General features: G+C 26.9%; 21 protein-coding genes and 1 tRNA gene. 14 read left to right on the top strand and 8 right to left on the bottom strand.

From position 1 onward, the window contains the following. Positions 1–20: 20 nt before the first annotated feature. The 7 genes from Q4A58_RS02955 (at position 21) to ptsP (ending at position 6,633) form a co-directional block, all read left to right on the top strand. The gene (locus Q4A58_RS02955) at positions 21–536 is read left to right on the top strand and encodes a PASTA domain-containing protein (RefSeq protein WP_303116465.1); all 516 of its coding nucleotides are present in this window, start codon (positions 21–23) and stop codon (positions 534–536) included. An 18-nt stretch (positions 537–554) separates the two neighbouring features. Further along, positions 555–1,439: a ribosome small subunit-dependent GTPase A gene (rsgA, locus tag Q4A58_RS02950; RefSeq protein WP_303116467.1), complete on the top strand. Its 885-nt coding sequence runs from the start codon at positions 555–557 to the stop codon at positions 1,437–1,439. Next, a complete protein-coding gene (gene rpe / locus Q4A58_RS02945; protein ID WP_303116464.1) occupies positions 1,429–2,091 on the top strand; it encodes a ribulose-phosphate 3-epimerase in 663 nt (220 codons plus the stop codon). Before rsgA ends, rpe begins: the two co-directional genes overlap by 11 nt. After that, positions 2,075–2,749 carry a MarR family winged helix-turn-helix transcriptional regulator gene (locus Q4A58_RS02940; protein ID WP_303116463.1) on the top strand — a complete coding sequence of 225 codons (675 nt, stop codon included), beginning with the start codon at positions 2,075–2,077 and terminating at the stop codon, positions 2,747–2,749. Before rpe ends, Q4A58_RS02940 begins: the two co-directional genes overlap by 17 nt. 1 nt (position 2,750) lies before the next feature. After that, the gene (locus Q4A58_RS02935; RefSeq protein ID WP_303116461.1) at positions 2,751–4,379 is read left to right on the top strand and encodes an NFACT family protein; all 1,629 of its coding nucleotides are present in this window, start codon (positions 2,751–2,753) and stop codon (positions 4,377–4,379) included. Between the two features lie 149 nt (positions 4,380–4,528). Further along, on the top strand, positions 4,529–4,792 hold the full coding sequence (locus Q4A58_RS02930) for an HPr family phosphocarrier protein (protein WP_303116460.1): 264 nt from the start codon (positions 4,529–4,531) through the stop codon (positions 4,790–4,792). A 113-nt stretch (positions 4,793–4,905) separates the two neighbouring features. Next, positions 4,906–6,633: a phosphoenolpyruvate--protein phosphotransferase gene (ptsP, locus tag Q4A58_RS02925; RefSeq protein WP_303116459.1), complete on the top strand. Its 1,728-nt coding sequence runs from the start codon at positions 4,906–4,908 to the stop codon at positions 6,631–6,633. Between the two features lie 52 nt (positions 6,634–6,685). Here ptsP and Q4A58_RS02920 read toward each other — a convergent pair. Then, a tRNA-Arg gene (locus Q4A58_RS02920) sits at positions 6,686–6,762 on the bottom strand. Between the two features lie 207 nt (positions 6,763–6,969). Between Q4A58_RS02920 and Q4A58_RS02915 the strand changes: the two genes are divergently transcribed. The 7 genes from Q4A58_RS02915 (at position 6,970) to Q4A58_RS02885 (ending at position 15,010) form a co-directional block, all read left to right on the top strand. Continuing rightward, positions 6,970–7,857, top strand: coding sequence for a DMT family transporter (locus tag Q4A58_RS02915; RefSeq protein ID WP_303116458.1), 888 nt, complete (start codon positions 6,970–6,972; stop codon positions 7,855–7,857). Between the two features lie 147 nt (positions 7,858–8,004). Next, positions 8,005–9,987, top strand: coding sequence for a tetratricopeptide repeat protein (locus Q4A58_RS02910; RefSeq protein ID WP_303116457.1), 1,983 nt, complete (start codon positions 8,005–8,007; stop codon positions 9,985–9,987). A gap of 47 nt (positions 9,988–10,034) precedes the next feature. Continuing rightward, positions 10,035–11,090 (top strand): patatin-like phospholipase family protein, encoded by a 1,056-nt coding sequence (locus Q4A58_RS02905; RefSeq protein ID WP_303116456.1) that lies wholly within the window; start codon positions 10,035–10,037, stop codon positions 11,088–11,090. 10 nt (positions 11,091–11,100) lie between these two features. After that, the gene (locus tag Q4A58_RS02900; RefSeq protein WP_303116455.1) at positions 11,101–11,865 is read left to right on the top strand and encodes an SDR family oxidoreductase; all 765 of its coding nucleotides are present in this window, start codon (positions 11,101–11,103) and stop codon (positions 11,863–11,865) included. Further along, entirely contained in the window at positions 11,855–13,558 is a 1,704-nt protein-coding gene (locus Q4A58_RS02895) for a bifunctional alpha/beta hydrolase/class I SAM-dependent methyltransferase (RefSeq protein ID WP_303116454.1), read from the top strand. Before Q4A58_RS02900 ends, Q4A58_RS02895 begins: the two co-directional genes overlap by 11 nt. A 2-nt stretch (positions 13,559–13,560) precedes the next feature. Continuing rightward, positions 13,561–14,157, top strand: coding sequence for a CDP-alcohol phosphatidyltransferase family protein (locus Q4A58_RS02890; RefSeq protein ID WP_303116453.1), 597 nt, complete (start codon positions 13,561–13,563; stop codon positions 14,155–14,157). Positions 14,158–14,182: 25 nt separating this feature from the next. Next, positions 14,183–15,010 carry a phosphatidate cytidylyltransferase gene (locus Q4A58_RS02885; protein WP_368501053.1) on the top strand — a complete coding sequence of 276 codons (828 nt, stop codon included), beginning with the start codon at positions 14,183–14,185 and terminating at the stop codon, positions 15,008–15,010. On the opposite strand, the gene Q4A58_RS02880 is transcribed toward Q4A58_RS02885, so the two are convergent. The 7 genes from Q4A58_RS02880 to Q4A58_RS02850 all read right to left on the bottom strand — a co-directional run. Continuing rightward, entirely contained in the window at positions 14,988–15,680 is a 693-nt protein-coding gene (locus tag Q4A58_RS02880; protein ID WP_303116451.1) for a tRNA1(Val) (adenine(37)-N6)-methyltransferase, read from the bottom strand. The genes Q4A58_RS02885 and Q4A58_RS02880 overlap by 23 nt on opposite strands. 7 nt (positions 15,681–15,687) lie before the next feature. Continuing rightward, entirely contained in the window at positions 15,688–16,599 is a 912-nt protein-coding gene (locus Q4A58_RS02875) for a stage 0 sporulation family protein (protein ID WP_303116466.1), read from the bottom strand. A 48-nt stretch (positions 16,600–16,647) separates the two neighbouring features. Continuing rightward, the gene (gene radC, locus Q4A58_RS02870) at positions 16,648–17,325 is read right to left on the bottom strand and encodes a DNA repair protein RadC (protein ID WP_303116450.1); all 678 of its coding nucleotides are present in this window, start codon (positions 17,323–17,325) and stop codon (positions 16,648–16,650) included. Between the two features lie 17 nt (positions 17,326–17,342). Next, a complete protein-coding gene (gene cobT, locus Q4A58_RS02865) occupies positions 17,343–18,416 on the bottom strand; it encodes a nicotinate-nucleotide--dimethylbenzimidazole phosphoribosyltransferase (protein WP_303116449.1) in 1,074 nt (357 codons plus the stop codon). Between the two features lie 13 nt (positions 18,417–18,429). Next, positions 18,430–19,005 (bottom strand): histidine phosphatase family protein, encoded by a 576-nt coding sequence (locus Q4A58_RS02860; RefSeq protein WP_303116447.1) that lies wholly within the window; start codon positions 19,003–19,005, stop codon positions 18,430–18,432. Between the two features lies 1 nt (position 19,006). Next, positions 19,007–19,807 carry an adenosylcobinamide-GDP ribazoletransferase gene (gene cobS, locus Q4A58_RS02855; protein ID WP_303116445.1) on the bottom strand — a complete coding sequence of 267 codons (801 nt, stop codon included), beginning with the start codon at positions 19,805–19,807 and terminating at the stop codon, positions 19,007–19,009. A gap of 12 nt (positions 19,808–19,819) precedes the next feature. Continuing rightward, on the bottom strand, positions 19,820–20,066 hold a 247-nt coding region (locus tag Q4A58_RS02850; RefSeq protein WP_303116443.1), incomplete at its 5' end, for a bifunctional adenosylcobinamide kinase/adenosylcobinamide-phosphate guanylyltransferase.

Raw genomic sequence — 20,066 nt, 5'->3', positions numbered from 1 at the left:
AAAATTAGGATGGTTATGTTATGAAAGAATTTAGTAAAAAACAAATTTTGATATTTAATTATATATTAATTATTTTAATTATGCTTTTAATTATCTTATTAGCAAAAAGATTTTATTTTAACGAATTTTATTACAAGGTTCCTAATCTCGTTGGACTTGAAAAGAAAGAAGCAGAAAAAACTATTTCTTCATCTGCACTTAGAATTAGGGATATGGGAGAAACTTTTTCAAATTTAGCCTATGGAAAAGTAGCTATGCAAGAACCTCTACCAGGTAGTATAGTAAAAAAATCGAGGAATATAAAAATCTGGACGAGCATGGAAAGTCCAGCTGTATTTTTAGATGATTTAACTGAAATTAACTACTTAGATGCTGCCTCTATTGCAGAGAGAAAAGGGATGATAGTTGAACAAATAATAAAGATTAATTCATCTTTACCTATAAATTATGTTATTGCAACCTCACCAAAAAGTGGAGAACCTCTTTTTAGAGGAACGAAGATTTCTTTTCTTATTAGCAATGGAAAGCTAAATTAATTTAAGGGGGAGTTAAAAATTCAAGCCAGAGTAATAAATAAAGTTCAAGGATTTTATTATGTAGAAACTATAAGCAATGAAGTATTGGAAGTAAAACTTCGTGGAATTTTAAAAAAAAGTAATAACAAGTTTAACTGTGTTGTAGGAGATTTAGTTGAACTATCCGAAGATAAATCCATAGTTAAAATATATGAAAGAAAAAATATTTTGACTAGACCTATAGTAGCTAATGTTGACTATATGGCTATACAATTTGCTGCTAAAGAACCTATTCTTGACTATGAAAGAATTAATTTGCTTTTATTAAATGTTTTTTTTCAAAAAGTTTCTCCTCTTATTATAATTAATAAGACTGATTATTTAAATGAAGAGGAATTAAATTTAATAAAACATAAGCTTTTTTTTCTCGAAAGAATAAATGTTCCTCTTTTCTTTATTTCTTCAAAAGAAAAAAAAGGCATAGAGGAACTTGAAAATTTTATAAAAAGTAAAATAACTGTAATAGGTGGTCCAAGTGGAGTTGGTAAATCAAGCTTAATAAATATTTTACAAGATAGTCATATTTTGAAAACTGGTGAAATCAGCGAAAGACTAAAGAGAGGAAAACATACAACTAGAGATTCAAATATGATGAAATTAAGAGCTGGAGGTTATATAATTGATACTCCTGGTTTTTCATCCATAGATATTCCTGATATTAATGATATAGAAGAGTTGATATCACTTTTCCCTGAATTTAAAAATTTACCTAGCTGCAAATTTTTAAATTGTTCTCATACACATGAACCTGACTGTAATGTAAAAAATTATGTTGAAAATAAAAATATTTCTATAGATAGATACAATTTTTATAAAAGAGTTTTAAATTCTTTAAACGAAAGGTGGAATAGATATGACAAATAATATAAAAATAGCTCCTTCTATATTATCCTCAGATTTTTCAAAATTAGGAGAAGAAATTGTTGCTATTGACAAAGCTGGAGCTGACTATATTCATATAGATGTTATGGATGGAAATTTTGTTCCTAATTTAACTTTTGGTCCTCCTGTAATAAAAGCCTTTAGGAAATGCACAAATTTGATTTTTGATGTACATTTGATGATAGATAAACCTGAAAGATATATTGAGGATTTTGTTAAAGCAGGCTCAGACATAATAACAGTGCATGCTGAATCAACTATACATTTGCATAGAGTAATCCAACAAATAAAATCTTTTGGAGTTAAGGTAGGAGTTTCCTTAAATCCTTCTACATCAGAAGATTGCTTAAAATACATTATAAATGATATAGATATGGTCTTAGTTATGAGTGTAAATCCTGGATTTGGAGGGCAAAAATTTATTGAAAGTAGCATTGATAAGATAAGAGCTATAAGAGCTATGAGGGCTGATATAGATATTCAAGTTGATGGTGGTATTACAAATGAAACTATAGGAAAATGTATAGAAGCAGGGGCAAATATCTTTGTTGCAGGTTCTTATGTTTTCTCAGGTGATTATAAAGAAAGAATTAACTTATTAAAGGGAGGTAATTGGTATGACTGTAAACATTGAAAAGGTAAATGATGTATTGGAAGAGTATTACAAACTATTTTATAAAACAGAGGATATGGCATTAAAAAGAGGAATAAAATCTCTTACTCACACAGAACTTCATATAATTGAATCTATAGGACAAGAATCTCTTACTATGAATGAATTATCAGATAAAATTGGAATAACTATGGGGACTGCAACTGTTGCAATTTCTAAATTGTCAGATAAAGGCTATATAGATAGAGTTAGATCTAGTGTGGATAGAAGAAAGGTTTTTGTTTCTCTTACAAAAAAAGGCTTTGATGCTCTGACTTATCATAATAATTATCATAAAATGATAATGGCTTCGATAACTGAAAATATTCCTACAAAAGATTTAGAAAAATTTGTTGAAATTTTTGAGGTTATTTTAGATGCTCTGAGAAATAAAACTGACTATTTTAAGCCTATGATAATAACGGATTTTCCAGAAAAAACAAAGGTTTCCATTGTTGAAATTAAAGGAACTCCTATTGTGCAAAACTATTTTGCCAGTCATGGAATAGAAAATTTCAGTATTCTAAAAATTTTAAAGTCTGAGGACAAGGCACAATTTACTATACAAAAAGAAAATGGAGAAAAATTGGTTTTAGATGTTTTAGATGCCAAAAATTTAATTGGCGTAAAGGCGGACTAATATGCTTTATATAGATGGCATCTCTTTAAATAAGATTAAAAATGATTTAAAAAATGAACTATTGAATAAAAGAATCAATAGGATTTTTAAAAATAATGAGCACTCTATTTCTTTACATTTTGGAAAAATGGAGCTATTGTTTTCTTGTTTACCTCAATTAACTATATGTTATATAAATCAGAATAAAGAGAAACCTATTTTAGATATTGCTTCCTCTATAATATCTAATCTTAGAAAACATCTTATGAATGCAACACTTGTAAACATAGAGCAACTAGGATTTGATAGAATCCTAGTTTTTATTTTTACAAAAATTAATGAATTAGGGCAGCTAAAAAAATATTATATCTATTTTGAATGCTTAGCTAAATCTTCAAACTTAATTTTTTGTGATGAAGATCATAAAATTATAGATAGTTTAAAAAAATATTCTATTTCTGAGAAAAATGAACGAACTTTATTTAATGGAGAAAGATATAAAAGACCTCAATATGAAATAAAAATATCTCCATTTGACTTAGGTAGTAAAGATTTTCAAAAAATAATAACTGAATCTTCACTGACAAAAAAAGTCGAAGGACTTGGAAGTATTTTTGAAAAGGCTGCTAAGGATTATATAACATATAGAAAACTTTTAGAAAATTATGATTGTAAAATTTATTTTCAAGATAAGAAAATCAAATTAGCAAGCGTTTTAGCATTAGATTTAAAAGACTATACAGATTTTAAAGAATTTAAAAATTTCAATGATTTAATTAATTTTTATATACATTATGAGTCAGTATCTACTAATTTTAATTTATTAAAAAATAAACTAAATCTTAGTATTGAAAAGAAATTAAAAAAATTAAAAAAAATCCTCATCCTTATAAAAAAAGATATAGAAGATAGCCAAGCAATGACAAAAGTTAAGGAAGAAGCCGATATCTTAGCTGCTAATTTATATAATTTAAAAAAGGGTATGTCAAGTATAAAAACATATAATTTTTATCACAATATAGAAGTGGAAATAAAACTAGATCCTCTTTTAAGTCCCAAAGAAAATTTAGATAAATATTATAAAAAATATAACAAGATGAAAAGAGGTCTAGAAAATGCTCAAAGGCGACATATAGAAGTAAATAATGAAATCAATTATTTAGACAGTAATTTACTTTTTATCCAAAACTCTAGCACTATAGATGAACTTAGAGATATTGAAGAAGAGCTTATAAAGCAAAGATATATATTGCCAAGTTATAAAACAAAGAAAACTAAATTAAAAAAAGAAATAAAATATGGAATTTTAGAGTTTAAAGATTCTGTTATTTTATATGGAAGGAATAATTTAGAAAATGATTACCTAAGCTTTAAAGTTGCAAATAAAAATGACTATTGGTTTCATGCTAAAAATATAGCTAGTTCTCATGTTATAGTTAAAACAAATACTCTAAGTGAAGAATTGATAAAAAAAGCTGCTGAATTAACAGCTTTTTATACTAAATTAAATCTTGGCGAAAAAGTTGAAGTGGATTATACGCAAAGAAAGTACTTAAATAAACCCAACGGTGCAAAACCAGGTTTTGTAACTTATAGTAATCAAAAGACTATTTTAGTTGAAAAAAAAGACTTAGAGATAGTAAAAAATTAAAAGCATACTTCTTTGGATATATTTATAACAATTCAAGATTATTTTTTAATCTAAATTAAATTTGACAAAAAAACAAAAAAAATGTAATCTAATAGTAGAATAATTATTTGATTTATATATAAAAACATTGAGAAAGGAAGGAACAAAAAATGGCGAGTAAAACAGTAGAAATAGTTAATGAAACAGGGCTTCATACTAGACCTGGTAGTGAATTTGTTAATCTTGCAAAATCTTTTTCTTCACAAATAACAGTAGAAAATGAAGCTGGAACTGTTGTAAATGGAACCTCATTATTAAAATTATTATCACTTGGAATAAAAAAGGGAGCTAAAATCACTGTTCATGCCAATGGTGAAGATGAAGCTGATGCAGTTGAAAAGTTAGCGGCTCTTCTTGCTAATTTAAAAGATTAATTTCATAATTTAAGGGGAATACTTCCCCTTTATTTTTTAATTTTTGTAAAAGTATTTATAAATTTTTTAGTAAATACCATTTTATATAGAGAATTTTAAGGAGTTTTTAATAGATGAATAAAATTATAAGAGGTATTGCTGCTTCTCCTGGAGTAGCATTAGGAAAAGTATTTATATACAGAGATATAAGTTTAGACTATAATGAAAAATCTTCTATTTCTACTGAAAAAGAAATTGAAAGGCTTATCAGTGGAAGAGAAATTGCAAAAAAACAGCTAGAGGAAATTAGAGATAACACTTTATTAAAGATGGGAAAGGATAAAGCAGCTATTTTTGATGGGCATATTACTCTTTTAGAAGATGAAGATCTTTTTGTTGAAATTAATGAAAAAATAAATTCAAACAATAATACTGCTGAGTTTGCGCTGAATGAAGCTATAGAAGAATATGCTACTATGCTTTCCAATTTAGAAGATGAATATTTTAAAGAGAGAGCAGCAGATTTAAGAGACATAGGTAAAAGATGGTTATATGGTGTTGCTAATATAAGCATAGTTGACTTATCTAAATTACCTCCTGAAAGTATAATTGTTGCCAAAGAATTGAACCCTTCTGATACAGCACAAATAAATTTAGATAATGTCTTGGCATTTATAACTGAGATTGGTGGTAAAACTTCTCATTCTTCTATTATGGCAAGATCTTTAGAATTACCTGCTGTTGTTGGAGTTGGAGAAATAATAAATAATTTAAAAGATGGGGATACAATAATTGTTGATGCACTTGAAGGACTTATTTTAGTAAAACCATCTGTGCAAGAAATTTCATATTACAAAGAAAAAAGAAAAGCCTATTTAAAAGAAAAAGAAGAGCTTAAAGAATTAAAAGATAAAGAAGCAATATCCAAAGATAATGTCAAAGTTGATATCTGGGGCAATATAGGCTCACCAAAGGATGTAAAAGGAGTCTTATCCAATGGTGGTTTCGGTATAGGTCTTTATAGAACTGAATTTTTATTTATGGATAAAGAGTTTTTTCCTACCGAAGAAGAACAATTCCAAGCTTATAAAGAAGTTGCTTTAGCTATGGGAAAATATCCTGTTACAATTAGGACTATGGATATAGGTGGAGATAAATCTTTACCTTATATGGAACTTCCTGAAGAAGAAAACCCATTTTTAGGTTGGAGAGCACTTAGAATTTGTTTAGATAGAACAGAAATTTTAAAAACGCAATTTAGAGCTTTGCTTAGAGCAGCAAAATTTGGAAATATAAAAATTATGCTTCCTATGGTAATTGATGTCAATGAAATAAGGAAATCAAGAGAAATTTTTGAGGAATGCAAAGCTGAGTTAAAAGCTGAAGGTATTGAATTTAATGCCGATATTTTACTTGGTATAATGGTTGAAACTCCTGCAGTAGCTTTAAGAGCCAAATATTTTGCTAAGGAATGTGATTTTTTCTCTATAGGAACTAATGATTTAACTCAATATACTCTTGCTGTTGATAGAGGAAATGAAAAAATTTCCAATCTGTATGATACCTATAATCCAGCTGTTTTACAAGCTATAAAACTACTAATTGATGGTGCACATGAAGCTGGAATAAAAATTTCAATGTGTGGGGAGTTCGCTGGCGATGAAAATGCAGCTCCTCTTCTTCTAGGAATGGGTTTGGATGGCTTTTCAATGTCAGGAATTTCTATACCAAGAATAAAAAGAATATTGAAAGACTTAGACAGTAAAGAGTGCAGAAAGTTAGTAAATGAAGTTTTAGAACTTTCTACTGCTGAAGAAGTAAAAGAAAGAATAAGTTTATTTATGTCAGATTTAAAAATTTAAAAAAAGGCTATTGCATTTATTTGCAATAGCTTTTTCTATATAAAAAATTAAGTGGCGTTCCCGAGAAGATTTGAACTTCCGACAACCGCCTTAGGAGGGCGATGCTCTATCCAACTGAGCTACGGGAACAGCTATAATTAAATCCTTTTAATTATACAACACTTTTTAAAAAATTTCTATAATAAATATTTAAGTCGCAATAGATATATTCTTTTATTATTTTAAAATCAACTTCTTTATTGTCATGTGTTCTTCTTAATTCTATTACTCCTTTCAATAAGAAATATTTTTTGATATAATAACTTAAAAATTACTGATTTTATGTAGGAGACTAAAATGAATTTAAAAAAATTTTACTCAAGACTCTCTGCTAAACAAGCAGCTTTTATAGCAGTTTTCTTTTGGGCGTCAGCATTTGTTTTTACTAAATATGTTTTAAAATATATTGATGTCAAAAGCTTAGCAGTTATCCGTTATTTCTTTGCTGCCTTAATTCTTTTAATTATCGCAATTGTTAAGAAAATTAAATTTCCTGCTTTCAAAGATTTAGCTGCTCTTTTTATGGCCGCTTTTTTTGGATATTCTGGTTATTTTATAGTTTTTAATATCGCTATGCAAAAAATAAGCCCTTCAACTGCTAGTGTAATAAATGCTCTCTCACCAGCTATAACTGGAATTATCGCGTATTTTTTATTTAAAGAAAAAATAAATTTATTTGGTTGGTTTTCTTTACTTATTTCATTTATAGGCATAGTGATTCTTACTATGTGGGATGGTGTTTTCTCGATAAATATAGGAATTATATATATGCTTATAGCATGTATCTTCATAAGTCTATCAAATATTTTTCAACGGGGATTGGCTGGAAAAAAATACACTTCTCTTGAACTAATAATATATTCAATGATAATAGGTGCTCTTCAACTTCTCGCCTATTCTCCCAGTTCTCTTTTAAATATCTATAAAATAAAAATTCATATTTTGTTCTTAATTATATATATGGCAATTTTTCCTAGTATTGTTGCATATTTATTTTGGGTAAGAGCTTTTGAAATTTCTAAATCAACTACAGAAGTTACATCCTTTATGTTTGTAACACCTGTCATTGCAACTCTTATGGGAATAATTATTCTAGGTGATATTCCAAAATTTTCAACTTTTTTAGGAGGAAGTATAATTATATTAGGAATGATATCTTTTAATAAAACTAAAGACAAAAGCTAATAAAAGTAAAATTCTTCCTTAATCTTGAATATCAGGATTAGGGGAGAACTCAAGTTAGCTTTTTTTATTCTATATAGAGTTTTTTTATTGACAACTAATATTTTTAAATGTAAACTCTAACTATATAATATTTTTTGAGGTGGTATTATGGATAGAGCATTTTTAAGTGAACTTGATAAATTGCATGAAGAAGAAAAACATGAAGAAATAGTGAATAAAATTTTAAATTTAAATGAAGAAGAGAAAAATAAAGAAATTTTAGGAAAACTTGCTCGTGCATACAATAATTTAGAGGAGTATAATAAAGCTCTTGAAATTTTAAAAAGTCTTGAAAAAACAGAAAAGGACACAGCTATATGGAACTATCGTATTGCTTATACATATTTTTATATGGATAACAAACAAAAAGAAGCTGAAAAACATTTTAAAAAGGCTTTAAAAATAAATCCTAATGAGGAAGATGTTCCTTATTTTTTGATGCAAATTTATCAAAATTATTCTGTTGAGGCAACTGAAAATGAAAAATATGAAGAAGCTATTGACTGGGCAAAAAAAGCTTTAAAGTTTGCTGAGGAACTTAAAGATAATGAAGAAATAATATGGTCTTACTCAAGAATCGCATGGTGCTACGATGCTTTGGGGAATTATAAAGAGGCATTAAAATATCTTGAGTTTTCAAGTAGGCTAGGACGAGATGATATCTGGTTAAATTCTGAATATTGTTACTCATTTTCAAGAAGTAACAGGTACGAGGAAGCAATAAAATATGGATTAAAAGCAATTGAACTAGGACGAGATGATGAGTGGATTTACTATGAACTTGGATGGTCTTATTCTGCACTTGATAAATATGAGAAAGCATTGGAGTATTACCAGCTTTCAAAAGATAAAGGAAGAATAAGTTTAGATATAGAAATAGAGATCGGAAGATGCCTAAGTGAACTTGGAAAAATAGATGAAGGGATTAAAATCTTTAAAAAAGCTTTAAAAATGCAAGATCTCAGTGAATATGATCTTGCCATTATAAATTCTCAAATTGCCTATGCATATAGAAGAAATGAGGATTATGAAAAAGCCATAAAACATGGAAAAGTAGCAAAAGAAAAAGGTAGAGATGATGCTTGGATAAATGTGGAAATTGGGCTTAATTACTTTGCTCTTAAGGACTATAAAAAAGCTTTAGAATTTTTCTTGAAGGCATATGAAAATGATAATAACTATAATTTTGCATTGATACAAATAGCAGAAACTTATAAAAATTTAGCTGAGTATGAAAAGTCCTTAGAAACACTTCTAAAGATATACGAAAAAAGCAGAGATGATATCTGGCTTAATTCAGAAATAGGATGGCTTTACAATGAATTACAAAATTATGAAGAAGGTTACAAATTTTTAATAAAAGCAGAAGATTTAGGAAGAAGTGATGAGTGGTTATTCTCTGAAATGGGTCAATGCCTAGGACGTATGGGAAGATACGAAGAGGCTCTTGTGAAGTTAAAAACTGTACTTGAAATGCAAAATGTTTCTTTGGAAGAAAAAATATTTGTAAACTCTGAAATAGGCTGGATTTATGATAGAATTAATAAAAGAGAAGAGGCATTAAAGTATTTATTTGTGGCAAAAGATCTAGGCCGTGATGATGTTTGGCTTAACTCTGAAATAGCTTGGAGCTTAGTTGATTTTCCTGAGAGATATGAGGAAGCTGAATATTATTTTAAGAGAGCAATGGAGCTTGGAAGAAACGATGCTTGGATACTTAATCAGCTTGGTTTCCTATACAGTCGTATGGAAAAATACGAAGATGCTGTCGACAACTTAAAGAAAGCTAATGAAATATTGCCATATGATAGTTGGACATATTATCATTTGGGAATCAATCTTAGAAAATTAGGAAAAATTGAAGAAGCCATAGAAGTTTTAGAAAAATCTTATGAATTCACTGAATATCAAGGATGGGTTGATCTACAACTTGCATGGTGCTATGCCCTAATTGATGAAAAAGAAAAGGCAAATGAATATTTAAATAATGTCAATAAATTTTTATCTGCAGAACTGGAAAGAGATGAAGAATTAAAGAAGGATTATGAAAGCATTAAAAAACTTTTATCTTCGTATTCATATTTAGCATAAAATATATAAAAAGATATTTTAACTTAATTAGATATTTTGGAGTATATATGAAAAAATATAAAAGAGCCCTTATTCTTGCAGGTGGTGGAAATCGTTTTGCTGTTTATGCTGCTATGTATTCAGCTCTTGTTGAGCATAAGCTAGCCCCTGATTTAATTTTAGGAAGTTGTGGAGCTTCACTAAGTTCTGCCATCATAAGTCATTTAGTAGAACCACAAAGAATAAAAAAATATTTAAAATCAAAAGAATTTTATTCTCTGGTTAAAAATATAAAATTAACTGAGCAAAAAAAAATTTTTAAACTTCCTTTTTATTTACTTTCAAATGCTCTACTAGCTAGACAAAAAATATATACACAAGATATAATAAAAAAATTTCTAATTGATTTTCCAACGGAGATTGAGAAATTTTTAGTTAATTTAGCTAAAGAAAAACCTAAAATTGACAGCATTATTATTGCTTCAAAGCTTGACTTTGAAAATTCAAATTTTTACAAAACTATGAACAAACAAAAAATTTATAAAGAACTTATATTAACAAATATAAAAGAAGATATTGAATTACAAACTATTTTTAGGACAAAAGCATATCAAAATTCTTTAATTGATAATAAAATTGAAATAATAAAAGAATTTTCACTTTTAAAGGCTAGTAGAATTTCCATGTCAGATATGTTTTTAATCTCACCAGTGCTTTATAAAGATAATTATTTATTTGGAGGGGCTGTTGACTTGCTTCCTATAGAGATAGCAAATTCTCTTGCTGAAGATATATTTCTGGAGTTAAAGCAAAGTTATACTTTCATTGAAAATTCAGTATTAAAAAATGTTTTAGCTTATGATGGGAACGCAAGATTTAAAGATGTACTTTCTTTAAATGCTTCTCATTGGATAGATAGCTCTGATATACCAAAATATTTTAAAAAATATTATAATTTATTTTCATTTAATTTTTTTAAAATGGAGCTTCAATTAAATATTCCAACTTATGAGCAGTATTGTGAAGATGTAGATCTACAATGGAACTATGGTTATAGCAGAGTATTAGAAAGCTTAAAATTAGAAAAAAATTTTAAAAAACATCAGAGAATAAAAATAAAATAATGGTGATTATATGAAAATTTTTATTGCTGGAGGAACCTCTGGTATAGGTTTAGCACTTGCAAAAAAATATCTAGCTTTAGGTTATGATGTGGCTATTTGTGGTAGAAATAAAGAAAAGATTAAGGCTATTACTACAGTGCCTAGATTAAAAATATATCAACTTGATATTTACAATAAGGATGAATTTTATAAAGCTGTGTATGATTTTTCAAATGGAAATCTTGACTTATTAATTTCAGTCGCAGGGATTTATGTGAATAGTAGAACAAAGCCATTATCAACAGAAGAGAGCTCTTCTATGCTAAAAACTAATATAGTGGGTACTCTTAATTCTTTTGAAATTGGAAGAGAGCTAATGCTTAATAATAACTCTGGTCATATAGTTGCTATTGCTTCTGTTGCAGGACTTATAGACTATCCTAGAGCTTCCGTTTATAGTAGAACAAAAAAAACTGTTATTTCTATTGCAGATAGCTATAGAGAAGCTCTTAAAAATACAAATATTAAAATAAGCACAATTATTCCAGGTTATGTGGATACTAAAAGATTGAGGGAATTAAATAATGGCGATGTCAGTAAAAAAATTTTCCTTATAAGCGAAGAAGAGGCTGTTAATTTAATAATTGATGCAATCACAAAAAATAAAAAAGAATTTATTTTCCCATTTAAAATGAAAATACTTATAAAATTTTTAAATCTTCTTCCTAAAAAACTTTTAACTTTTCTTTTAAATGATACTAATTATAAAGGAGAGAAAATAACTAATGATATTTGAAAAATTTAAATCTTTTGACAACACTGATTTTGCCTATAGACTTTGGAATTATAAAGCTGAGCAAAAAACTATAATTATTATTCATAGAGGGCATGAACATTCAGAACGACTGAGTGATTTTGCTAATGATTATAGATTTAAGAATTTTAATATTTTTTCTTTTGATTTAAGAGGTCATGGTTATACTCAAGCTAAAAGTTCTCCATTTTTTATGGACTATGTGAGAGATTTAGAGAGTTTTAAAAACTTTGTTTGTGATAAATATTCAATTAAAGAAAATGATATATTTATAATAGCAAATAGCATAGGAGGAGTTATTGTTGCAGAATGGCTTCATAGTTTTAATCCCAATATAAATGGTGTAGCCTTACTTGCTCCAGCTTTTAAGATTAAACTATATTTTCCTTTTGCTAAAGAAATAATCTCTCTTTTCACTAAAATTTTTAAAAATTTAAAAATTATAAGTTATGTAAAAGCAAATGTGCTAACTCATGATAAACTTGAACAACAAAAATATAGAGATGACAAACTTATAAATAAAGAAATTAATGCCAGATTGCTTGTAGATCTTTTAAATATGGGAGAAAAATTAATTTCTAATTCAAATGCTCTTGAATACACAACACTAATTTTATCAGCTGAAAAAGACTATGTTGTTAAAAATAGTGCCCAAAAAGAATTTTATATAAATCTAAGCTCTAAAACTAAAAAATTCATTGAATTAAAAAATTTTTATCATGGTATACTATTTGAAAAAGAAAGAAATAAGGTCTATGAAATTCTATATACTTTTATAACTAAGACTTTCGATAAAAAAGCCACTGAAATAGATATTAATGCAAGAGCTTTTTCTATAAAAGAATATGATACTTTAAGATTAACCCATATAAAATTCGTAGAGAAAATACTATATTCTTTACAGAGCACAGCATTAAAATACTTTGGTTTTTTATCTAAGGGAATGAAATTAGGGCTAGACTATGGTTTTGACTCTGGGGCTTCTCTTGATTATGTATATAAAAATAAGGCAGAAGGAAAGTTTTTAATTGGAAAATTTTTAGATAGATTTTATTTAAATCAAATTGGATGGAAGGGAATTAGAGAAAGAAAGAAGAATCTTCTTAAATTAATTGAAAAAGCAATAGAATCACTAGATAAAGAAAATATTAAAATTTTAGATATTGCTGGTGGAACTGGGAATTATCTTTTTGATATAAAAAAACTTTATCCTAACTCTGATATTCTTATTAATGAGCTAAAGAATAGAAATATTGAAATCGGACAAAAATTTATAGAAGAAAACAAATTAAAAAATATACGATTTTCTAGTTATGATTGTTTTATTAAAGAGAGCTATAAAAATATGAATTTTATACCTGATATAATAATAATCTCAGGTATATTTGAATTATTCCAAGATAATAACTTAGTTTTAAATGCCATTGAAGCATTGTCAGAACTTTCTAAAAAAGGAACTTTTTTAATTTATACTGGTCAACCTTGGCATCCTCAGTTATCTCAAATTGCTTTTGTACTTAATAGCCACAAAGGTAAAAAGCACAACTGGATAATGAGAAGAAGAAGTCAAAATGAGCTAGATAGCTTATTTTTAAAAAATGGTTTTATAAAAAAGTTTATGTTAACAGATAATCAGGGGATTTTCACTGTATCCTTAGCTAAATTGGAGAAATAAATATGGACATATCTATCTATAAACTTAAAAAACAATTTCAAAACCTTCTTATGCCCTTTTGTAAAAAGATTGCAAGTTTAGGTATAAGTCCAAATCAAATAACTATCTTTACTCTTATTTTAAATATAGTTTTTTCCTATCTGTTATATGAATTTTCATATTTCAGATTACTTTATATACTAGTTCCTTTTTTCTTTTTGCTTAGAATGGCATTAAATGCTTTGGATGGAATGCTCGCATCTAATTTCAATATGAAAACAAAAATTGGTATATTTTACAATGAACTTAGTGATATTATTTCTGATACAGTAGTTTTTTATTCTTTTTTTAAAATTATTGATTTATCTGAATATTTATCCCTGATATTTATATTTTTTTCGTTGCTAAGTGAATTTGTTGGTATACTAGCTTTTATGGTGGATGGCAAAAGGCATTATGAGGGACCTATGGGCAAGAGTGATAGAGTTTTTTTAATAAGTATAGTTTCTATTCTTATTTATTTTGAATTTTATATATTTAAAAATTATTTAATCATATTTGCCATTATTTTATTACTTTTTACTATATTCAACAGACTTAAGTCTTCTCTTAAAAGTTGATTTTAAAATATGAAAGGTTTCTAATATGTCTTATATCTTAATAGTTATTTTCTTTCTAGCTATTTTTGCAAAATTCTTTATGTTTTTCAATAAAAAAAATTTTTCTAAGGAAAAATATTGTAATATAGTACAAAGAATTAATACCTGGTTTATTATTATTTTTATAGTTTTTATAGCTAGTTTAAATAAGATAACTATGCTTATTTTATTTTCAATAATTTCTTTTTTAGCCTGTAGAGAATTTTTTTCTTTATATGAAAAAAGGCTAAATAGTAAACTTAATTTTTTTATAGTCACAAATATTCTTATCTTTTATATTTCAATTTATTATAGAAGTTTAGTAATATTTGTTCTCAGTCTTATTTTTAGTTTTTTAATAGCTCTATGCTCTAAAGAAATTAAAATCTTTTTGTGCTCTTTTATCATTAATATCTATATGTTAGGTGCTATTAATACGTTAACCGATATTAAACTTATTATATCTCTTTTAGTTCTAATTGAAGCCAATGATGTATTTCAATATATTGTTGGTAATTTATATGGTAGATACAAAATATCCCCTAAAATAAGTCCTAATAAAACATTAGAAGGTCTGTTGGGAGGAATAATTTTGACTACTATTTTTTCTATTTTTATTAAAATATTTTTTGAAAAAAATTTAATTCTAACAATAGCTCCGCTTATTTCTTTACTTGGCTTTTTAGGTGATATTTTTATATCGTATTTTAAAAGAAAATTTAATAGAAAAGATAGTGGAACCTTACTTAAAGGACATGGGGGAATTTTAGATAGAGTTGATAGTTTAATTTTTAACTCCATTTTTTTAGCACTTATTTATAATCTAACTCTTTAAGCATAAAATAATTTTCTATCTCTAATTTCTTTTCTTTTCCCTTCAATGCCTCGATATACATAATTGAAGACTTATTGTTAGCTGAATATATAAAAATTATTTTGGAAGGATTAAATTTATTGTTATCCAAAATTTTTATTATTTCAACCAGTCTATGTGTTCTATGTATAAAACAAATTTTTCCTATGGGCTTTAAAAGTCTTTTAGCAGAGCTTATAAAATCACTTAAATTTAATTCTAGTTCATGTCTTGAAATTTTCTTATGCTCATTTTCATTTATTTTTTTCCCATCTATTTCCATATAAGGTGGATTTGAAATTATAATATCAAAATAATTAGATTTAGGGTATTTCTTTATATCCATATTTATAAGTTCAATTTTATTAAGTATATTATTTATTTTTAAAACTCTTTTTGCTCTTTCTATATTCTCCTCTTGGATATCCACTCCAACTATTTCTGATACATTTTTTTGCTCATATAAAAGAACAGGTAAGATGCCGTTACCTGTCCCAATGTCTACTATCCTTAAGTTGTTTTTTTCCTTATTATTAGAGATAAATAATTTAGCTAAAAGAAGCGTATCAATACCATATTTATACCCTACTTTTTTTTGAATAATAGTATATTTATCATTTAATTCTTCAATTATTTCATCTTCTTTAATCATACAAAAACTATTCCTTTTCTAGAATTTTATTTTCAATTTCTTCCTTAGTCTTGATATTTTTTAAAATATTTGCCTCTTTTCTATTAAATTTAATTTCTTTTACATTTATTCTAGAAATCCCTTTTTCTGGAATATCTATATATAAAAATCCATTAAGTGGACTAATACTTAGAACCTTTCCTTCTCCATATTCAGTATGCACAATTTGATTTACTGCTGGAAAATTTTTCAATGCTTCCTCATATTGAGAATATTCATAATTTATACAACAAAGTAATCTTCCACAAACTCCTGAAATTTTTGTAGGATTAATAACTAAACCTTGATCTCTTGCCATTTTTACAGATACCGAATCAAATTTATTTATAAAAGTCTTACAGCATAGTTCTTTTCCACAAGGACCTATATCTCCTAAAATTCTTGCCTCATCTCTGACACCTATCTGTCTTAATTCTATTCTCGTTCTAAAGATAAGTGCTAAGTCTTTCACCAACTCTCTAAAATCAATTCTTCCATTTGCAGTAAAATAAAAAATTAGTTTTGATCTATCAAAAGTATATTCACAGGTAACGAGTTTCATTTCAAGTCCATGTTTTTTTATTTTTTCCTTGCATTCTAAAAAAGCCTCTTTTGCTTCTTTTTTTTGCTTTTCATAAACTTCAATTTCTTCTGAACTAGCTAATTTTAAAACTGGTTTTAAAGGAAGAATTAAATCTTTTTCCTTCATCATAAGAGAGTTTCCACAGGCAAGACCTAACTCTCTACCTCTAATTGTGTCTACAATAACCTTATCATTCTTTTTAAATTTCATTCCATCGATAACTTCAAAATAATATCTTTTTTTTGTTGTTTCAAACATTATTACTAAAACTTCATGTAATTGCTCTGGATTAGAACTCACTAAGACTTCATTTTCCATACCAATATCTATATCTTCTATTGTTGTTTCCATTGTTAACTCCTTAATTTATATTAATCCTTCCTCCAAAAAACTAAAGTAGGAATTTTCTGTTATTATTATATGGTCTAAAAGCAAAGCATCAAAATTTTTTAAACCACTTTGTATTTCTTTTGTTATATCTATATCACTTTTAGATGGCTTTATAGAGCCAGAAGGGTGATTATGAGCTAGTATAAGTGCTTTAGCGTTATATTCTAATAGAGCTTTATATATCTCTCTTGGATACACAGCACTCCTATCTAAAGTTCCATAAGATTTTTCTTCATAGGCTATAAGCTCATTAGAATTTGATAAAAATAGCACATAAAATTTTTCTATTTTCTCATAGGCAATCTTTGTTCTCAAAAATTTCAATAAATTATCTTTATTCTTGATTAAAGTAGCTTCATCTCTTCTTAAATAATTCTCATAGAAAAGCTCTGGTAATTCTCCTATCAATTTTAAAAATGTTATACTACTCTCTCCTAAGCCTTCAACTTCTTTTAATTCTGTACTCTTTGCTTTTAACACTTTTTCTATACTACCAAATTTTTTTAAAAGTTCTTTTGCTAAATTTTTAGTATCTTTTCTAGGTAAAGCGTAAGTTAAAAGAAGTTCTAGAATTTCATAATTAGAGAAGGAAGATATTCCATTTTTTAAATATTTTTCTCTTATTCTCTTTCTATGTCCATCAAAACCTTTCATACAACTCCCTAAAAAACTTATTTCTTATAATACAAATTATAAACCTCTGTAGGACTTTTCATAGTATTTATCATTTCAATTGCACAGTCTATAAATGGATAAGCAAATACTGCTCCTGTCCCCTCTCCCAATCTCATATTTAAATCTAAAAAAGCTTGCACATTTAAATGCTTAAATATTACTTGCATTCCAGGTTCTTCACTTCTATGTGTAAAAATTATATAGTCTTTTATTTTAGGATTTAATTCACAAGCAAGTAAAGCTGCTACTCCAGATATGAAACCATCAACTAGCATTATTTTTTTTAATAGAGCTGCTCCTATATACATACCTAATATACATGCTATGTCAAAACCACCAACTGCGGTTAATATATCTATGACATCCATATCAAAAGTATTATATTTCTTACATGCTTCCTGTATTACTTTTTTCTTTTTTATAAGTCCTTCATCTGAAAGTCCTCCGCCTCTACCTACTATTAAATCTATATCTTTTTTAATTATAGAATAAAGTATTGCTGAGCTTGTAGAAGTATTAGCTATACCCATTTCTCCATTTGAAAATATATCAAAATTTTGGGCTTTTTCTTTTATTAATTCAATTCCGATTTGTATTGCTTCAATTGCTTCTTCCAAAGTCATGGACTTTTCTTTATAAAAATTATTGGTTCCTCTTTTGATTTTTTTTCTGTACAGATTAGGATAATCTTTTTCTATATCTACCGCCATACCAACATCAATAACATTTAAATCCACATTTAATTTTTTGGTAAAAATTCCTATTGCTGCAATTTTATTTAGCATTGCCTCTGAAACTAGAGCAGTGTATTCAATTGGACATGAAGAAACTCCTTCTTCTATTATTCCATTATCTGCTGCTGCAACGATATGACATTTATTAGGTAATTCTTTTATTGGATAACCATATATTCCAGCAATTTTTTTGCATAACTCCTCTAAAATTCCTAAACTTTTTTCTGGTTTCATTTTCCTATTTAATTCTTTAGAAGCTTTTTCAATTGCTTCATTGTTAACATCTTCTATAGAATTTACTAGTTTTAGCAGTTCCTCTTTCGATTTTATTTTCATTATGCCACCATCTCTATATAAACTTTACTAAGTAAGAAAAATCAAATCTTCCCTCAAGTATTGCAATGCCGCCATTCTCAAATTTATACTTCCAATAAGCATCTAATTCCTTCGATAAATAATGACTTAAAATACAATTCAAAACTCCCCAATGTGCAACTATTAAATTATTTTTTTCAAAATCGAGCGTCTTTAAAAATTCTAAAACTCTGAAATACATTTCTCTAGGACTTTCACCTACTCTGTAATTATAATTTTCCCAATCTTTTTCTAATATTTTCATTTCATCAGGATATTTTTCTAAAATTTCTGTATAAGTCAGACCTTCAAAGATTCCAAAATTCAACTCCATAAGGCTATCTGAATAATTGATAGGTAAATTCAAATAATTACAAAGCTCTGCACTCTCCCTAGCACGAAGAAGAGGACTTGAAAAAATATTATCATAACCATACTTTAAAAGTTTATCTTTAGCTCTTTTAATTTGTTCAATACCAATTTCATTTAGAGAAGGATCTAACCTTCCAAAGTATATTTTCTTTGCATTCAAATCTGTTTCACCATGTCTAAGTAAAATTAATTTTCCCATATTAAAACCTTGTTTTTATAACCGAAAATATAATTAAAAGCATGTATAATAATTGAGATAACTCCAATAAAGCACCTAATGTATCTCCAGTTATTCCACCAATTTTTTTAGTCATCAGCTTAGAAAATAAATATGATATAAGAATCATTATTATAAAAATAATAATAAATGAAATGAACATTATAAAATATAAATTAAGTGAAAAATTTTGTAAAAGCAATGGCAATTGTGTTAAAACTAAAGTTAAGAAAAAACTCATCATTATTGATGAAAAATTAGTATTTTCAATAAAAGTTTTTCCCATTCCACTTGCCCTAGCATAAGGGGCTGAAGCACAACTTACTACACTGCATAATCTTGCTACAATTGGATATGAAAACACTACATATAAAAAATATTCTAAGCCTAAAATTTGTGCTATAGTTTGCAATAAAAAGAACTTAAGCAAAAAATACATTATAAGAGCTAGCACTCCATTTGTCCCTATTCTAGAATCTTTCATTATCTCAAGCATTTTTTGTTTGCTTCTATAACTAAATATCCCATCAAAAGTATCAGCTAATCCATCTAGATGTATTCCACCAGTTAATATTATTTCAACTAAAATCACAAAAATTATTGCTAAATTTATGCTATAGGTAAATCTAAAAAATAAAAATGCTGTAAAGTATAAAAATAAACCTATTATAAAGCCTGCTATTGGAAAAAGTTTCATAGCTTTTCCCAGCTTTATTTCATCATATTCAACTTTTGGCACATATAATCTTGTCATAAAAGACATCAGTAAAAAGAAACCTTTCATTTTTATCCTCCATTATTTTATTTTTACTTTAATTCCTGAAATAGCTAAATAAACTTCATCTGACTCCTTAGCTACGAACTGATTTATGTTTCCACAGATATCCCTAAAATACCTACCCAAAGGATAAGTAGGAACTAAACCCATACCTATTTCATTACTTACAAAAACACAATCTATATTCCCAGCTTTTATATAGCTTATAAAATCTTTTATTTCAAAAAAAATTTCTTTTTCTAAATTATTTATTTCATCTTGAGAT

Source organism: Fusobacterium sp. (assembly GCF_030528405.1).
Taxonomy (GTDB): domain Bacteria; phylum Fusobacteriota; class Fusobacteriia; order Fusobacteriales; family Fusobacteriaceae; genus Fusobacterium.
Note: the sequence above shows the minus strand (reverse complement) of the source record. Positions and strands in the feature narration are given on the sequence as shown.

What these genes read in the sequence shown, in the direction of transcription:
- Q4A58_RS02915 (WP_303116458.1), top strand. Translation starts at nt 6,970, where the DNA reads ATGAATTTAAAAAAATTTTACTCAAGACTCTCTGCTAAACAAGCAGCT.
- Q4A58_RS02885 (WP_368501053.1), top strand. Translation starts at nt 14,183, where the DNA reads ATGTCTTATATCTTAATAGTTATTTTCTTTCTAGCTATTTTTGCAAAA.
- radC (WP_303116450.1), bottom strand. Translation starts at nt 17,325, where the DNA reads ATGAAAGGTTTTGATGGACATAGAAAGAGAATAAGAGAAAAATATTTA.
- Q4A58_RS02880 (WP_303116451.1), bottom strand. Translation starts at nt 15,680, where the DNA reads ATGATTAAAGAAGATGAAATAATTGAAGAATTAAATGATAAATATACT.
- Q4A58_RS02890 (WP_303116453.1), top strand. Translation starts at nt 13,561, where the DNA reads ATGGACATATCTATCTATAAACTTAAAAAACAATTTCAAAACCTTCTT.
- Q4A58_RS02910 (WP_303116457.1), top strand. Translation starts at nt 8,005, where the DNA reads ATGGATAGAGCATTTTTAAGTGAACTTGATAAATTGCATGAAGAAGAA.
- Q4A58_RS02895 (WP_303116454.1), top strand. Translation starts at nt 11,855, where the DNA reads ATGATATTTGAAAAATTTAAATCTTTTGACAACACTGATTTTGCCTAT.
- Q4A58_RS02955 (WP_303116465.1), top strand. Translation starts at nt 21, where the DNA reads ATGAAAGAATTTAGTAAAAAACAAATTTTGATATTTAATTATATATTA.
- ptsP (WP_303116459.1), top strand. Translation starts at nt 4,906, where the DNA reads ATGAATAAAATTATAAGAGGTATTGCTGCTTCTCCTGGAGTAGCATTA.
- Q4A58_RS02860 (WP_303116447.1), bottom strand. Translation starts at nt 19,005, where the DNA reads ATGGGAAAATTAATTTTACTTAGACATGGTGAAACAGATTTGAATGCA.
- Q4A58_RS02905 (WP_303116456.1), top strand. Translation starts at nt 10,035, where the DNA reads ATGAAAAAATATAAAAGAGCCCTTATTCTTGCAGGTGGTGGAAATCGT.
- Q4A58_RS02875 (WP_303116466.1), bottom strand. Translation starts at nt 16,599, where the DNA reads ATGGAAAATGAAGTCTTAGTGAGTTCTAATCCAGAGCAATTACATGAA.
- Q4A58_RS02900 (WP_303116455.1), top strand. Translation starts at nt 11,101, where the DNA reads ATGAAAATTTTTATTGCTGGAGGAACCTCTGGTATAGGTTTAGCACTT.
- cobT (WP_303116449.1), bottom strand. Translation starts at nt 18,416, where the DNA reads ATGAAAATAAAATCGAAAGAGGAACTGCTAAAACTAGTAAATTCTATA.
- Q4A58_RS02940 (WP_303116463.1), top strand. Translation starts at nt 2,075, where the DNA reads ATGACTGTAAACATTGAAAAGGTAAATGATGTATTGGAAGAGTATTAC.
- cobS (WP_303116445.1), bottom strand. Translation starts at nt 19,807, where the DNA reads ATGAAAGGTTTCTTTTTACTGATGTCTTTTATGACAAGATTATATGTG.
- Q4A58_RS02935 (WP_303116461.1), top strand. Translation starts at nt 2,751, where the DNA reads ATGCTTTATATAGATGGCATCTCTTTAAATAAGATTAAAAATGATTTA.
- rpe (WP_303116464.1), top strand. Translation starts at nt 1,429, where the DNA reads ATGACAAATAATATAAAAATAGCTCCTTCTATATTATCCTCAGATTTT.
- Q4A58_RS02930 (WP_303116460.1), top strand. Translation starts at nt 4,529, where the DNA reads ATGGCGAGTAAAACAGTAGAAATAGTTAATGAAACAGGGCTTCATACT.